At 68.3% G+C, this 14,365-nt stretch carries 13 protein-coding genes; 5 read left to right on the plus strand and 8 right to left on the minus strand.

From position 1 onward, the window contains the following. Window positions 1-6: 6 nt before the first annotated feature. The 4 genes from EZ242_RS01980 to EZ242_RS01995 are packed head-to-tail and all read right to left on the minus strand — an operon-like array spanning window position 7 to window position 5,102. Window positions 7-1,197 (minus strand): CaiB/BaiF CoA transferase family protein, encoded by a 1,191-nt coding sequence (locus tag EZ242_RS01980; protein WP_135283423.1) that lies wholly within the window; start codon window positions 1,195-1,197, stop codon window positions 7-9. Between the two features lie 26 nt (window positions 1,198-1,223). Beyond that, window positions 1,224-2,084: an HTD2 family dehydratase gene (locus EZ242_RS01985; protein ID WP_135283424.1), complete on the minus strand. Its 861-nt coding sequence runs from the start codon at window positions 2,082-2,084 to the stop codon at window positions 1,224-1,226. 8 nt (window positions 2,085-2,092) lie between these two features. Beyond that, window positions 2,093-4,129, minus strand: a complete 2,037-nt coding sequence (locus EZ242_RS01990; protein WP_135283425.1) for a 4-oxalomesaconate tautomerase — start codon at window positions 4,127-4,129, stop codon at window positions 2,093-2,095. Between the two features lies 1 nt (window position 4,130). After that, window positions 4,131-5,102, minus strand: coding sequence for a Bug family tripartite tricarboxylate transporter substrate binding protein (locus EZ242_RS01995; RefSeq protein ID WP_135283426.1), 972 nt, complete (start codon window positions 5,100-5,102; stop codon window positions 4,131-4,133). A 169-nt stretch (window positions 5,103-5,271) separates the two neighbouring features. On the opposite strand from EZ242_RS01995, the gene EZ242_RS02000 reads away from it, so the two are divergent. The 4 genes from EZ242_RS02000 (at window position 5,272) to EZ242_RS02020 (ending at window position 9,255) form a co-directional block, all read left to right on the plus strand. Beyond that, the gene (locus tag EZ242_RS02000) at window positions 5,272-6,213 is read left to right on the plus strand and encodes a LysR family transcriptional regulator (RefSeq protein ID WP_135283427.1); all 942 of its coding nucleotides are present in this window, start codon (window positions 5,272-5,274) and stop codon (window positions 6,211-6,213) included. A gap of 185 nt (window positions 6,214-6,398) precedes the next feature. Then, window positions 6,399-6,584 carry a GDCCVxC domain-containing (seleno)protein gene (locus EZ242_RS22305; RefSeq protein WP_135283428.1) on the plus strand — a complete coding sequence of 62 codons (186 nt, stop codon included), beginning with the start codon at window positions 6,399-6,401 and terminating at the stop codon, window positions 6,582-6,584. 23 nt (window positions 6,585-6,607) lie between these two features. Next, window positions 6,608-7,957, plus strand: coding sequence for a dihydrolipoyl dehydrogenase family protein (locus EZ242_RS02015; RefSeq protein WP_135283429.1), 1,350 nt, complete (start codon window positions 6,608-6,610; stop codon window positions 7,955-7,957). A 221-nt stretch (window positions 7,958-8,178) separates the two neighbouring features. Further along, complete coding sequence (locus EZ242_RS02020) at window positions 8,179-9,255, plus strand: enolase C-terminal domain-like protein (RefSeq protein ID WP_135283430.1); 1,077 nt, start codon at window positions 8,179-8,181, stop codon at window positions 9,253-9,255. 92 nt (window positions 9,256-9,347) lie between these two features. Here EZ242_RS02020 and EZ242_RS21895 read toward each other — a convergent pair whose 3' ends face one another. The 3 genes from EZ242_RS21895 to EZ242_RS02030 are packed head-to-tail and all read right to left on the minus strand — an operon-like array spanning window position 9,348 to window position 12,576. Further along, window positions 9,348-9,500 carry a hypothetical protein gene (locus EZ242_RS21895; RefSeq protein WP_167784607.1) on the minus strand — a complete coding sequence of 51 codons (153 nt, stop codon included), beginning with the start codon at window positions 9,498-9,500 and terminating at the stop codon, window positions 9,348-9,350. A gap of 16 nt (window positions 9,501-9,516) precedes the next feature. Further along, complete coding sequence (locus tag EZ242_RS02025; RefSeq protein ID WP_135283431.1) at window positions 9,517-11,565, minus strand: hypothetical protein; 2,049 nt, start codon at window positions 11,563-11,565, stop codon at window positions 9,517-9,519. Window positions 11,566-11,604: 39 nt separating this feature from the next. Further along, a complete protein-coding gene (locus EZ242_RS02030) occupies window positions 11,605-12,576 on the minus strand; it encodes an alpha/beta fold hydrolase (protein ID WP_135283432.1) in 972 nt (323 codons plus the stop codon). 112 nt (window positions 12,577-12,688) lie between these two features. Here EZ242_RS02030 and EZ242_RS02035 point away from each other — a divergent pair, with 112 nt between their 5' ends. Further along, window positions 12,689-13,426 carry a helix-turn-helix transcriptional regulator gene (locus EZ242_RS02035; RefSeq protein ID WP_135283433.1) on the plus strand — a complete coding sequence of 246 codons (738 nt, stop codon included), beginning with the start codon at window positions 12,689-12,691 and terminating at the stop codon, window positions 13,424-13,426. Between the two features lie 24 nt (window positions 13,427-13,450). Here EZ242_RS02035 and EZ242_RS02040 read toward each other — a convergent pair whose 3' ends face one another. Beyond that, window positions 13,451-14,125 carry a DUF3472 domain-containing protein gene (locus tag EZ242_RS02040; protein ID WP_167784608.1) on the minus strand — a complete coding sequence of 225 codons (675 nt, stop codon included), beginning with the start codon at window positions 14,123-14,125 and terminating at the stop codon, window positions 13,451-13,453. Window positions 14,126-14,365 lie beyond the last annotated feature (240 nt).

The following is a 14,365-nucleotide window of genomic DNA, read 5'->3' on the forward strand; positions in this document are numbered from 1 at the left end:
TCACCCTCAAACGGCTTTGGCCTCGCGCAGCGCCGCGATCGCACCGGGGGCATACCCCAGTTCACGCAGGATCAGGTCCGTGTGCTCGCCCAGTGCCGGGATGGGGTCCATGCGCGGACCATCATCCCAGCTGCCCGGAGGCAGCAGGGCCGGCAAGGGGCCCGCAGGCGAGCCGACCTCGGTCCAGCGGCCGCGCGCCTTCAACTGCGGGTGCCGCCACACGTCGTCCATGGTGTTGACTTGGGCACTGGCGATCTGCGCTGCTTCGAGCCGCTCGACAACCTGCGCACCCGTGAGCGGCATGAAAGCCTCGACGATGATCGCCCGCAGCGCATCCCGCTGAGCCACTCGCCTGAAGTTGGCGGTGAAGCGCGGGTCCTGCGCCAGCTCTGGCCGCTGCAGGACCTTGTCGCAGAAGCTCACCCACTCGCGTTCGTTCTGCAAGCCCAGCATGACATGGGTGCCATCGCCTGCGGGGAACAGGCCATACGGATAGATGGTGGCGTGGCTGGCACCGGTGCGAGGCGGGGGTGCTGCACCCTCGAACGCGTAGTACAGCGGGTAGCTCGTCCACTCGACCAGCGCCTCCAGCATGGAAATGTCGATGCGCCGGCCCCTGCCGGTCTGCCCACGCTGCAGCAGCGCGGCCAGTATGTTGCTGTAGGCGTACATGCCCGCGGCGATGTCGGCGATCGACGGCCCGGCCTTGACCGGCTCGTCGGGCGTTCCGGTCACGGAGACGAAGCCGGACTCGCTCTGGATCAGGAGGTCATAGGCCTTCTTGTCGCGGTACGTGCCGGTGCGTTGCGGGTCATCGCCATAGCCGGAGATGTCGCACACGATCAAGCTCGGCTTGAGTGGCGCGAGCCGGTCATAGCCCAGCCCCAGGCGCGCGGCGGCGCCGGGTGCCAGGTTCTGCACGACCACGTCCGCCTTCTCCAGTACCAGCCGCTCGAGGATGCGCGCGGCCTGCGGGTGCTTGACGTCCAGGGTGAGGCTTTCCTTGGACCGATTTGTCCAGACAAAGTGCGACGACAGGCCGCGCACGCGCTCGTCGTAGCCGCGCGCGAAGTCGCCCGATCCGGGACGTTCGATCTTGATCACCCGCGCGCCCAGGTCGGCCAGCTGACGGGTGGCGAAGGGCGCGGCGATGGCGTGTTCCAGCGTGACGACGGTCAAACCTTGCAGCGGCTGCATGTTCTGCTTCCTGTGTGGAGATCCGGTCACCGAAGGACGGCGGTGGCATCCATGGCCAGCCAGCCCTCGTGGTCCGACGCGAACAGGCGCACGGTCTTGCCGTCGGCGGCCGGCTGGCCGTTCACCTGGAAGGGATGGAGGTCAAAGACCGGCCGCACGGCCTTGAAGTGGAAGCCGGCCACATCGGCATCGGGCATCTCGCGACGCAGCAGGTCCATCAGCAGTGTTGCGATCAGCGGCCCGTGCACCACCAGGCCCGGATAGCCTTCCACCTCGGTGACGTAGCGGCGGTCGTAGTGGATGCGGTGGCCGTTGAAGGTGAGTGCCGAGTAGCGAAACAGCAGCACGTCATCGGGCTCGATGGTTCGGCGCCAGCTCGCGCTGGTGGGGGCGGCAAGGGGGGGAGGGGGCACGTCGTGCGGCTGCTTGGCCTCTCGGTACACGATGTCGTGGAATTCGACCAGTGCTGCTTCGGCGGCGTCCCCGCAACGAACCTCGTGCCGCACCTTGACGAAGACCAGCTGGCCGCTGCGCCCGCTCTTGATGGTCACGTCGTCGATGGTGGACGTGCGAACGGCACGATCGCCGATCCGGATGGGCGCTCGGAACTCGAACTGGCCGCCGGCCCACATGCGCCGGGGCAGTGGCACGGGCGGAAGGAAGCCGCCGCGCCTGGCATGACCGTCCGAACCGATTTCCGACTGGCGGTGCATGGGCAGGAAGTAGAGCCAGTGCCACAGGGGCGGCAGCAGCGCACCGGGTTCTTCTCCGCCCGCCGGGCGATCCAGGGTGGCCGAGAGGGCGCGCACGGGCGTCGGATAAATGGCGTCGCGAACCGTCTCGGTCCGGCCGATCCAGTCTCGCAGGTGAGTCAGGCCCTGGGTCATGTGATTGTTCAGTTCGCTTCTTCAAGGACAAAGGCGCGCGGCTCGTGGGTGGTCAGTCGCCCCTTCGCCACCACCGCCTGCCACCGGTGCAGTTCGGCACTCACGCGCGTGGCCAGCGCCGACGGTGGTCCGGCCTCCACGCGGGCGCCCTGGCGCTCCATGCGGGCGACGACCTCAGGGTCCTGCAGCACGGCATTGAGCAGCCGGTTCAGGCGCAGGGCGACCGCAGCGGGCGTGCCGGCCGGCGCGAACAGCCCATACCACTGCGTCACCTCCACGCCATCGACGCCCGCTTCGGCGAGCGTCGGCACCTCGGGGAGCGCCGCGATCCGCTGCGGCCCCGCGACGGCCAGGGCGCGCAGGGTTCCGGCGCCGATGAAGGGAGAGGCCGTGAACAGGCTGGGAAACATGAGCTGGGTGCGGCCGTCGATGGTGTCGAGCACCGCGGGTGCGGCGCCCTGCGAGGTGCGGGATTCCATGCGCGTGCCCGTGCTGAGCTGGAACAGTTCGGCGGCAAAGTGCGGCGGCGTGCCATCTCCGGCGGACGCGTAGCGCAGGCTGCCCGGCGATCGTCGCAGGCGCTGCACGAGGGTATGCACGTCGGCGATGCCCGACTGCGCGTTCGTCACCAGCAGCGTCGGTGACGAGCCGATGAGTCCGATGGGCACGAAGCCCGCGACGGGGTCGTAGCCGAGCTTCTGCAAGGCCGGATTCATCGCGTGCGTGCCGATGTAGCCGAGCATGAGCGTGTGGCCATCGGGCGCAGCCCGGGCGACGAACTCGCTGGAGATGGCGCCGTTCGCGCCCGCGCGGTTGTCGACCAGCACCTCCTGCCCCAGCAAGGGCGCGAGCTTGCCCGCGATGATGCGGGCGATCGTGTCGTTGCCGCCGCCGGCCCGGGTCGGCACGATGAGCGTGACCGGCCGGCGGGACACGGCAGCCTCCGCTTCCACGGGCGCTTCGTCCGGGCGCGAGAACACGTACTCGGGCAGGTGCATGTTCCCCTGCATGATCTTGCGCGCGGTGCGCACCAGCGCAGCCGAGGTGACCCGGGCGCTGTCGCCGCTTCCTTCCAGCTCCACCTCGACGTCGATCCGCCCTGCCGGGTGCAGCAGCGTGAGCGGATAGCGCCCAGGCATGCGATGGTCGCCGCTGGCCACCGTACCGGGCAGCGCGAAGGCGCTGAGCACGCCGATGGCGCCCGTCACGGCATGCGACGCATGGCAGCGGCGCGGCGTGAAGTACCGCGAGGTGATGCTGTCCGGCGTGTCGCCGGCGCTGACCAGGACGGGCTTGGGAACGACGCTGTTCGAGACATCGCCCAGCCCCATCATCGCGCCGGCCTTCAGCCGCAGCGCTTCCAGCCGCTGCAGCAGCGCCGGCTCGGCGTCCAGCGCCTCGGGCTTCTCACGGCCGGTCACGCCCAGGTCGGCGGCGCGCACGATCATCAAGGGCATGGCCGCATCGATGCAGGTCACCTCGACGCCGTCGATCGTGTCGATGCGCCGGCCGGTGGGGAAGACCTGGCCCGTGACGGCGCCCCAGGCGTCGAGGAAATTCAGCAGGATGGGCGCGGCAGTGCCGGCGACACCGTCGATGCGCGCCTCGCCTTCGTAGGTCACGCGTCCGCCGGGGGTCCGCACCGTGACGTCGATGCGCGAGCCGGTGTTGACGTTGTAGACCCGCACCCGCGTGGTCCCGTCCTGTGCGTCGATCAGACCCTGCTCGATGGCGAAGGGTGCCACTCCCGAGAGCATGTTGCCGCAATTCGGCCGCGTGTCCACCGAGCGATGCCCCACGCCGACCTGCGCGAACAGGTAGTCGAGGTCGCAGCCGGGCCGGCTGGAGCGCGACACGATGGCCACCTTGCTGTTCAGGGTGCTGCCGCCGCCCACGCCGTCGAGCTGCAGCGGATCCGAGGCGCCGATCGCCCCGATGAGGGCCTGGTCCCGCGCCTCTTCATCCTGCGGCAGCCACTCCTTCAGGAAGAAAGGGCCGCGCGAGGTGCCCGCGCGCATCAGCACACAAGGAAGGACTCGGTTCATCTCAATCCGCGGTGAGCTTGGCGGCCTGCACAACCTTCTTCCACTTGACCTGCTCCTCCTGCACGTAGGTGCGCAGCTGGTCGGGCGACATCTTCGTCACCTCCAGGCCGTGCTCTTCGAGCCGCTTGACGACGGCCGGATCGGCCAACACTTCGTTGAGCACCTTGTTCAGCTGCTCCACGGTGGCGGCTGGCGTCTTGGCCGGCGCAAACAAGGCGTACCACTGCGAAACGTCGACGTTCTCGATGCCCTGCTCCTTCAAGGTCGGCACATTCGGCAAGAGGGCCGACCGCTTGTTGCCCGCCACGCCGAGGGCCTTGAGCTTGCCGCTCTTCACGTAAGGCACCGAGGTGAACAGGCTGGGGAACATCACCTGCGTCTGCCCTCCAAGGGTGTCGTTCAGCGCGGGCGCCGATCCCTTGTACGGGATGTGCAGCAGGGGCGCGCCGGTGGCCAGCTTGAACATCTCCGCGGCGAAGTGCGGTGCGGTGCCATTGCCGGCGGAGGCATAGCTCACCTTGTCGGGCGTGGCCTTCGCGATGGCCACGAGTTCCGCGGCGTTGGCCGCCTTGACGCCGGGGTTCACCACCATCAGGGTGGCCGACGATCCGATCATGCCTACCGGCTCGAAGTCTTTTACCGGGTCGTACCGCAGCTTCTGCAGGGAGGGGTTCATCGCATGCGTGGCGATGTAGCCCAGCATGAGGGTGTAGCCATCGGGCGGTGCGCGCATCACGAACTCGCTGGCGATCGAGCCGTTCGCGCCCGCCTTGTTGTCCACGACGATCGACTGCTTGAGCTTGGCCGACATCGCCTGCCCGAGGACCCGGGCCATGGCATCGTTGCCGCCGCCGGCCGCGGTGGGCACGACGATGGTGATCGTCTTCTCGGGGTAGGCAGCCGCTGCCGGGCCGCAAGCCAGGACCGCGGCGGTGGCCAGCGCGTTCAGCGCCAGGAATTTTCCGATCTGCATGTGTGTGTCTCCAATGGGGGCGAAGTGTGTGGGGGACGGTCCGCGTGCGCCTTGAACCGGCTGGATGCGAATGGTCCGTTCTTCGCTCGAACCTGTGAATTGCTCATTTCCGATGCATTGATGCAAACTGTCGATCAATCAAACGAGCTGCAAAGGCAGCATCCGACGCATGGCCCTCAACTTCAACCTCAACGACCTCCAGGCGTTCCGCGCGGTGGCTGAACTCAGCAGCTTCCGCAAGGCAGCTGCCGCCTTGCACGTGTCGCAACCCGCCTTCAGCCGGCGCATCGAGAAGCTGGAGGAAGCGCTGGGCGTGCGCCTGCTCGAACGAACCACCCGCCAGGTGAGCCTCACCTCGGTGGGTCGCGAGTTCGACCGCAAGGTGCAGCAGTTGTTGGACGACCTCGACCAGACCTTGCTGGGCATCCGGGGAGTGGCTGGCACCCGAATGGGGGAAGTCACGGTGGCCTGCGTGCCGTCGGCCGCCTACTACTTCATGCCCAAGGTGATCTCCCGCTACCACGAGCGCTATCCGAAGGTGCGCGTGCGGGTCCTGGATGCGAGCGCGAACGAGGTCCTGCGCGCCGTCTCCGAAGGCGACGCCGACTTTGGCCTGAACTTCGTGGGCGGACAGGAGCCGGACATCGAGTTCAGCCCCCTGATCGAGGAGCGCTTCGTCGCCGCCTGCCGGCGTGACCATGAGTTGGCGCGCAAGCGCAAGGTCTCCTGGTCGGAGCTTGCCCGTTACGACTACATCACGGTGAGCAAGTCTTCAGGGAACCGGCTGCTGCTGGACCAGGCGCTGTCCGGTCTTGCCGACCGGCCCCACAGCATCTATGAAACGCAGCATGTCACGACCATGCTCGGCCTGGTGGAAGCGGGACTCGGCGTGGCGGTGGTCCCGTCGATCGCCATGCCCGGCGCCGAGCATCCGCTGCTGGCGAGCGTGCCGCTGGTCGATCCGGTGGTCACGCGCAAGGTGGGCCTGATTCGCCGCAAGGGCCGCACCCTGTCCGCGAGCGCGGACCGGCTGTATTCGTTCTTCAGTGAGCTGAAGGTCGCACCGCGCAAGGGCACCCCCAGAGCGTCCCGCTCACGAGTGACGCCGTAGCATGTCGCCGCAGCGGCGAATACCGCCCTGAGGACGGTTGGGCTCGGGCACCAGGGCCTTGATAGAAGCGGAGGGTCTCCACCGACGCGCCCGCGGCTGCCGCGAGCCCGCCGATGGTGAGCTTGTCATTTTCCGCGGCTCCCATGAGCTTGAACCGTACTGGGCTACGGACCTAACCTTAGGCCATGAACACGGAAACGCCGCCTGTCGACGGAGTTCGCCGACGCATCCCGAAGGACTTCTGGTTCTATGAGTGCGAGGGCTGCCGCACTGTCCTGAAACCGAAGGCGGGCGACTGCTGCGTGTTCTGCTCCCATGGCACCGAGTCTTGCCCGCCCGTGCAGGCCGAAGGCCGCGGCTGCTGCGGTTAGCCGCCCAACTCCGAAAGCAGCTCATGTCCCACGAGTACGACCTGGTGGTGATCGGAACCGGGACGGCCGCCATGGTCGTCTCCATGCGCGTCAGGGCCGCCGGGTGGCGCGTGGCGGTCGTCGACTCGCGCCCCTTCGGCGGCACGTGCGCGCTGCGCGGCTGCGACCCCAAGAAGATGCTGATCGGCGGCGCGTCTGCCGTTGATCACGCCCGCCGCATGCGCGGCAAGGGCGTCGTGGGCGAGGCACGGATCGACTGGGGCGAGCTCATCCGGTTCAAGCGATCCTTGACGGACCCCGTGCCGACGAAGAACGAGGTGCGCTACGCGGAGAAGGGGATCGAGGCCTTCAAAGGCGTGGCCCGCTTCGTCGGGCCGGCGTCGGTGGAGGTCGAGGGCGCAGGACGCCTCGAAGCCAAGCGCGTCGTGATCGCCACCGGCGCGGAGCCCGCGCGGCTCGGGATACCGGGCGAGGAGCACTTGCTGGACAACGAGGGCTTCATGGCATTGGAGCGGCTGCCCCCCCGCATCGCCATGGTGGGGGGCGGCTACGTCGCCGCCGAGTTCTCGCACATCGCGGCCAGAGCCGGCGCGCAGGTCACCATCCTGCAGCACGGCGAGCGGCTGTTGAAGCAATTCGACCCGGACATCGTGAGCTGGGCGATGGCGTCGTTCCGGGAGCTGGGCGTTGACGTTCGCGTGGGAGCTTCGGTGGAAGGCGTCGAGAAGACGGCAGGCGGCTTTCGCGCGCGGGGCGTCGCGGGCGGCGCGCCATTCGCCGTCGAGGCCGATGCTGTCCTGCACGCGGCCGGCCGCGTTCCCGCGCTGGGCTCGCTCGACCTGGCGGCGGCCGGCGTGGAAGTGGAGCGCGGGAGGCTGAAGCTGAACGAGTTCCTGCAAAGCGTATCGAACCCGGCCGTCTATGCCGCCGGTGACGCCGCCGCGGTGGGGCCGCCCCTGACGCCGGTGTCGAGCCACGACGCGAAGGCCGTGGCGGCGAATCTCCTGCAAGGCAACCACCAGCGGCCGGACTACCGGGGCGTGCCCAGCGTGGCCTTCACCCTGCCGCCGATTGCGGCGGTGGGGCTCTCCGAAGCCGAGGCCCGAGCGCGTGGGTTGAAGTTCCGCATGAAGAGCGATCTCGTCCCGACGTGGTTCAGCGCACGCCAAGCCGCCGAGAAGGTCTACGGCTACAAGGTCCTGGTCGACGAGGCGACGGATCTTGTCCTGGGCGCACACCTGGTCGGGCCGCACGTGGACGAGGTGATTAACCTCTTCGCGCTCGCGATTCGCCACGGCCTCACGGCAGAGGACCTGAAGACGACCATGTTCGCCTACCCCACCGGCGCTTCTGACATCGGGTACATGCTTTAGGCACCCGGCTTGCTGGAGGCAGGAACGGCGGCGGTGCTCGATGAGCTGCGCTCGATTGCTTGGATGAGGTCGGGTGGAGGGCACCGCGCGCTCCATGTGCCGGGCGACCCTGGGTCGGCAATGACTGGCGGGTTACCGTGATACGGGCTTCTTTGCGGCGGCCTGTGCTGCGCGGATAGACTGCGAACTTGCACGCTGGGCCTAAGCTGAAAGGGCTCTGGATGGACCATCTCGTCATCAGCGATATCCGAGCCAGGGCCGTGGTTGCGCCGCTGAGCCGCCCCATTCGCACAGCCTCGGGCAGCATCGACGCGTCACCGTTGGTGCTGCTCGATGTCACTACCGGGCAAGGTGTCACCGGCCGGGCCTACCTGTTTGTCTACACGCCGCTCGCGCTACAGCCGCTGCTCGCGCTTTCAGCGCAGCTGGCCCCCCTGCTGCGCGGTCAGCCGGTGGTACCGCTGGCGCGGCAGGAGCAGTTGGAGCGTCAGTTCCGGCTGTTGGGAGTGCAGGGCCTGCTGGGCATGTTGATCTCGGGCCTTGATATGGCGTTCTGGGATGCCCTTGGCCAGGCGGCTGGCTGTCCCGTGGCGACGCTGCTCGGCGGCGCCCCACGACCGGTTCGCGCTTACGACAGCTGGGGCCTCGTCGATCCGGCGAAGGATGCGGCGGAACTCGCACGCAGCATCGAGCTCGGGTTCCGCGGGATCAAGATCAAGCTGGGAGGTGGATCGCTGGACCACGACGTGGCCACCGTGCGTGAAGTACGGAACATCGTCGGCGGCACGACGGCGTTGATGGTGGACTACAACCAGAGCCTGACTCCTGGCGAGGCGATGCGTCGCGTGAAGGCGCTGGAGCCGTTCGGGCTGGAATGGGTGGAAGAGCCGGTTGCCGCAGAGGACCTGCACGGGCACGCGCAAGTGCGCTCGCGCTCGACGATACCGATCCAGACGGGGGAGAACTGGTGGTTCGCGCGTGACGCCGAGCGGGCGCTGACGGCGGGCGCCTGCGACCGCATGATGCCGGACCTGATGAAGATCGGCGGCGTGACAGGCTGGCTCAGTGTGATGGGCCTGGCGCGAGCAGCATCCATGCCCGTGTCCAGCCACCTGTTCATTGAGGCTAGTGCGCATGTGCTGGCCGTAACGCCGACATGCGATTGGCTGGAGTACATGGACTTCGGTTCGGCCGTTCTGGCCCGCCCGTGCCCCTTGGTCGACGGCTGCGTGACCGCCCAAGGTCCCGGCCTAGGGATCGAGTGGGACGAGGCGGCAGTGAGTCGCTACGAGATTTAGAGCGGCTGTGTCCAGGCCAGGGGCTGAGTTGGATGCATGGTGGGACGGCAAGTCGGTGATCAGCACGCGCAGTCGGAGCCCGGCGGGGCAGGTCACGATCCCACCCGGATATGCGACGGGTCGAAGTCGATGGCCGCCGTGGGTCGGAAGCGGCCCTCACGGTATGGGGACCGCGGGGCAGGATTGCTGCTGCCGGGCCCGAGCAGCCACTCGTGCGCCACGCGCAGCAGTCTGCGCGAAGGCATCGCCCGCAACTCCGGACTAGATCCGGTCCCTTGGCGTAGGCGCAGACAGCGGTTCGACCCGCTCCCAATCGATCGACAGGGCCATCGCCGCGTCCGTGAAATGCCTGGCGGGGATGGCGTAGTCCGCAGCGAATGCGAACCGCAGCGCCATCAGCGGCACATCGGGGATGCCGTCTTGCGTGCTGGGGAAGCGCTCGAATCCGTCCAGCAGGCCGAGGTTGACCCCGAAGCGGCTGTCCGGAATGCCGGAGATCGATTGGAGAAATCCGTCGCCGGGACCGTGACCCAAGGCCAGTCCGATGGCGCCCACGCCCGCATCCGCGTCCAGCAGTGCACGGCAGGAGAGCACCTGGGCGGGAGAGCTGGAGGGAACGCCCATGTAGTTCATGTCGCCGCTCCAGGTGATTCCGCTGAAGCTGCCTTCGGCCCGCAACGGAAAGTGCGAGTTCCCGGTCGCCGCTGCATAGCGGCGGACCTTCTGCGGATCCTGGCCGGGACGATCGCGCACCGGCGCAACGTCGCCGCGCAGGAACACGGTCGAGGTCCCCGCGACCCTGAGAGCCGTGCTGCCCGGGCTGTGCTGTTGCAGTCGCATGCGCAGGGTCCACAGCGTCAGCCAACGCGCGTTGCTCGTGTGCTTGTCCACTTCCACTACGACCGGGCCATGGGAGCCGCTTTCGCCAGGTTGCGCAAGCCGCACGCGCACTTCGTTGCGTGACCACGACTCGATGACGGCGTCGTGCTCGCCGATCCGGACCGTCCCCCGTTTCGAACCGAACTCGCCGATGACGAGGAGCAGGCCCTTGAATTCATCGACCTCCAAGTGGTGAATGCTGGGCGCCAGTGTCTGCACCGTGCCCCGGAACTGCGCGAAGAAGCGCGCTTCGCCGCCCGTCTCCGGGTGCCGGGAAGCATCGCGGCCTTCGCGGCGCATCTCGGCCAGAACCGGGTCCCAGGCGAACGGGCGCTGCTTGGGAACTTCAGGGTGTTCCTGATTCGCACCGAGCAGGCGGTCGACCAGGTAGGCCGGTGCGTCGTACACCGCGGGGTCGCCTACGACCTCGGTCCAGCCCAGGCACACGCCAGCGCCCTTGTTCAGGCAGGCATTCAGGAAGCTGGACGCCAAGCGTGGGTTCGCGCTGTTGCAGGCGTTGATGATCACCACGCTGTCGGGCGCGAAAGACCAGTAGCGCTCGACGAAATGGACGGTGATGCCGTACCGCGTGTCGCGCGAGGTGGACGTGACGCCGTTGGGCGCGTTGTAGTAGGTGAGGCGCTGGTTGGCGAAGTCGTCCCGCATCTCAGGCAGGTTCTCCAGCGCCGGATCGACCAGCGTGGAGGACTGGATCGAGAAGAACAGCGGCGAGGCGGGGTCGTTCTCGCGGGTGCGCTTCACGCCACCATGGGTGTTGATATAGAAGAAGCCGTCACCGTTGACGCTGCGCAAGGTGGTGAGGCGCGCATCGCCTTCGCGGCCGCTGCGCACCCCGTAGTCCTGCGCCGTGAGCCAGGACGACATCCGCGTCACCACGTCCTGCCCGACGAAGTTGTTCCCAAATGAGTGCAGCAACCGCGCAGGCTTTGCGCCCGGCAACTCCACCGGCGCGGCTGCCTTCGCGACTGCCCGGGCGGAAGCGTCTTCGGCGACGGCAGGTGCCGGGACCGGACGGCTGCTGCTGTCGATGATGTGCAGCCGTCCATCGGCGAAGACCCCCCACACGCACAGCGCAGTTTCCTCGACGCCGACTTCGGTGTAAGCGGGATCGGCCTTCATGAAGGCCGCCAGGGCATGCAGCCTGTCCACCGCAGGCATGGGCTGCGCGTCCAGGTCGACGGACTTGGCCTCCACGGCTGCGAGCGTCACCGTGCGGGCGTCGCTGGGTACTTCCTTGTCGCCGCTGCTGCCGGCCGAATCGCCGCCGCCACACGCGCTGAGAAGGCTCGGCACGGCCAAAGCGGTCGTCGCGCCGGACAACCAGGACAGGAACTTACGGCGCTGGGGTGCATGCGCTTGCCGGCTTTCGAGGAAGGACCGTGCGACGGAATGGGAAGGAGTCGGAGACATGGTGTTCCAGGAACAGGTGGAGGAAGTTGGGGAGAAAGCTCAAGGCCGCGCAGAACGGGCCGAAAGGCCAGCCGGCGGCGGAAGGGACCGCAGGAAGCGCGCGTAGGCTTCGGCGGTGTCGCGCGGCGCTTCCATCATGGGCAGGTGTCCCAGTCCGGGGAGCGCCTCGATGCGGGCGCCGGGCAAGTGATCGCGCAGGCGCTGCATGCCGCTCGGATGGAAGACCTGGTCGGCCTCGCCCCAGAGCGCCAGCGTCGGCGCACGCAGGCTGCCGATGCGTGCGTCCAGCAGGTAGCGGTGCTGCAGCTGCTCGTGCCACACGCGCAGATTGGACGGTGCATCGCGCTTCGCTGAGGACATCGCGCGCTGCAGAACGGGGAAGGGAATCCACGGCTGGCGCGCAAAGAGCAGGTCCATCATCCGGTCGAACTGTTCGGGTGTTGCGGCGACCAGCGGCGCCTGGCCCGCATCGATCAGCGTATCCATCGTGCTCGGCTTGGGTGTGCGCAGGCCATGGGGCGAGCCGATCAGCGCCACGCTCGCCACCCGCTCCGGGTATTCCTGCGCGAAGAGCACCGCCAGCGTGCCGCCCATCGAGCTTCCCGCGAGATGCACGCGCTGCAGCTGCAATGCGTCCAGGAGTGCGCGCAGCCGGGCGACCTGCGCTTCGTAGTGATAGGGCTCGTGCGCATGCCGCCCACTGTCGCCAAAGCCCGGCAGGTCCGGCGCGATGACACGCCAGGTGCCTGTGAGCGGCCGGGCGAACTCGACCCAGTGGTCCTTCTCCGCGAAAATCCCGTGCAGCATCACGATGGGCGTGCCCACGCCGTCGGGGCCGCCGGCAAGATAATGCACCCGGTGTCCGGCTGCGCCGATCGTGTGCGCCTGCAGGCCCGACAGGCCGCGGTTCACCGAAAGCAGCGGGTGCAGGAAGAGCGCAGGCGTGGCATGCCATGCGAAGACCAGCGCCACGATGGCGCCGACAAGGGCGAACAACAGGACTCGTTTCATCGATGCAGATCCAGGTGAATTCATCGGTCGTGCGCCGCAGGACTGTCGCGGACCTTCCGAGGCTGGCGCGACCTTACCGGCGGGCGACGTGGACCGCTTGCACGTTTGGGCTATGGCACGCGGCAACCGCTTGACCATGGCGCCTGACCGGGCGCTCTACGTCGGCGAGCTGGCGGCAACCGGCCTGCACCGCCACGCAGCCGTCGCCCTGCTCGTGGGCCTGTCGGGCCGCTTCGCGGTGCACCTTGCCCACGGTCGGGTCGAACACTGCCGCAGCGTGCTGGTGGACATCGGTGTCGAACATGTGTTCGACCCTTGCGGCGAGCAGGTGGCGCTCGTTTACATGGAGCCCGATGCGCCCGAGGTGCAATGCCTGCGGCCGCTGCTGGCGCGCGAAGGCGGTGTGCTGTTCGATGTCGCCATCCCCGTAGGCGCATGCAGCCCGATGGAGGGGCGCCTGCGGGCCTTCGACCTGCCGCAGCTTCTGCGCCTTCCCGTGGAAACGGCCGCCGCGGGCCTCGATCCGCGCGTGGCGCGCAGCCTGCAGGCGCTGCGCCGCGTGGGCGACCAGCCCTGGGCGCGTGGAGGGCTTGCACAGGCGGTCGGACTATCGCCTTCGCGCTTCAATCACCTCTTTCGCGAAGAGGCGGGGGTGAGTTTTCGCAGCTACCGGATCTGGTGCCAGGTGCGCGCCGCGATGACGGGGGCCGGGCCCCTCATGAGCCTGACCGACGCGGCGCTGCAGGGCGCGTTCGCCGACTCGTCGCACTTCAGCCGCACGTTCCGCGCAACCTTTGGCATGACGCCCTCGAGCGTCCTTCAGGGGGTTGCTCGCGAGGTGGTGGGCTGACTATGTGCCTCGTGAGGCGGTGAGCTACTGCTCAGCGGAAGCGATGCCGGTCTCGTGAACGGAGGCGCCGTTCACGATGGTGCTGCGGGCCCAATCCCGGCACGGCCCGTAGGTCGTCGGGTCCTGCGCTGCGACCTGGTACTGGTCGAACATCAGGTTGGAAAACACCGCCCGGGCCGGCGGCATTGCATGGCAGCCTGGCAGCTGGGTGAAGTACTCGGTGAACTGCGGCAGCCAGTGTCCCAAGCCGACCTGCTGCGTCACACGGATGCGTCCGAGGTGGATCGGCTCCATGCCTGGGGCGGAGATGTCGAGGGCCCACCAGAGCGGATCGGCCTGCCTTTGCATGCGGAAGGTGTAAGGCACGTTCTCCTGCCAGGCAAAGGCCCTCCGGACGCTGTAGCCGATGCCCTCCCCGCCAAAAGGCTGCGCCGTGGCCGAAGGTCCTGCCTGCGCCTCGACCGCGTTCCAGATGGAGAAGATGAGCATCTTGCCCACGACCTGGTTGCCAATGGTGCCGCCGGTCTGCAAGCCGAAGTACCCGCCGTGGTCCACGGGCCCGGCGGGCATGAACTGCTGCGCCCAGAAGTAGGTGCCTGGCGGCGAGGGCTCGCGCTCGATGGTCAGCGTCACCTGAAGGGCTGACGCGTTGTCATGGAGCCCGATGCCCTGACTCGAGACGATGCCGCCCGGCGTCACTGGTGACGGCGCGGGCGCCGGGGCCGGGCCCGGAGATGGTGCGGGTGCTGGTGCTGGTGCTGGTGCTGGCGCCGGAGATTGTGTGGGTGGTGGGCTGGGCGGCCGCGGTGCGGACGGGGGCGGCGCAGTGGGCCCGCCAGGGCCAGGTGGCGGCGTTGGGTTTGGTTGCGGTGCCGGCGAGGGCCCGGCGGGCGGTGGTGCTGGAACGGGCCGGGAGGCTGAAGGTGGCGGTGCAACCGC

The organism is Ramlibacter rhizophilus, assembly GCF_004681965.1.
In the GTDB taxonomy this organism is placed as follows: Bacteria; Pseudomonadota; Gammaproteobacteria; order Burkholderiales; family Burkholderiaceae_C; genus Ramlibacter; species Ramlibacter rhizophilus.

What these genes read in the sequence shown, in the direction of transcription:
- EZ242_RS02025 (WP_135283431.1), bottom strand. Translation starts at nt 11,565, where the DNA reads ATGTCTCCGACTCCTTCCCATTCCGTCGCACGGTCCTTCCTCGAAAGC.
- EZ242_RS02035 (WP_135283433.1), top strand. Translation starts at nt 12,689, where the DNA reads ATGGCACGCGGCAACCGCTTGACCATGGCGCCTGACCGGGCGCTCTAC.
- EZ242_RS01990 (WP_135283425.1), bottom strand. Translation starts at nt 4,129, where the DNA reads ATGAACCGAGTCCTTCCTTGTGTGCTGATGCGCGCGGGCACCTCGCGC.
- EZ242_RS02000 (WP_135283427.1), top strand. Translation starts at nt 5,272, where the DNA reads ATGGCCCTCAACTTCAACCTCAACGACCTCCAGGCGTTCCGCGCGGTG.
- EZ242_RS02030 (WP_135283432.1), bottom strand. Translation starts at nt 12,576, where the DNA reads ATGAAACGAGTCCTGTTGTTCGCCCTTGTCGGCGCCATCGTGGCGCTG.
- EZ242_RS01995 (WP_135283426.1), bottom strand. Translation starts at nt 5,102, where the DNA reads ATGCAGATCGGAAAATTCCTGGCGCTGAACGCGCTGGCCACCGCCGCG.
- EZ242_RS01985 (WP_135283424.1), bottom strand. Translation starts at nt 2,084, where the DNA reads ATGACCCAGGGCCTGACTCACCTGCGAGACTGGATCGGCCGGACCGAG.
- EZ242_RS02020 (WP_135283430.1), top strand. Translation starts at nt 8,179, where the DNA reads ATGGACCATCTCGTCATCAGCGATATCCGAGCCAGGGCCGTGGTTGCG.
- EZ242_RS01980 (WP_135283423.1), bottom strand. Translation starts at nt 1,197, where the DNA reads ATGCAGCCGCTGCAAGGTTTGACCGTCGTCACGCTGGAACACGCCATC.
- EZ242_RS02015 (WP_135283429.1), top strand. Translation starts at nt 6,608, where the DNA reads ATGTCCCACGAGTACGACCTGGTGGTGATCGGAACCGGGACGGCCGCC.
- EZ242_RS22305 (WP_135283428.1), top strand. Translation starts at nt 6,399, where the DNA reads ATGAACACGGAAACGCCGCCTGTCGACGGAGTTCGCCGACGCATCCCG.
- EZ242_RS21895 (WP_167784607.1), bottom strand. Translation starts at nt 9,500, where the DNA reads ATGCCTTCGCGCAGACTGCTGCGCGTGGCGCACGAGTGGCTGCTCGGG.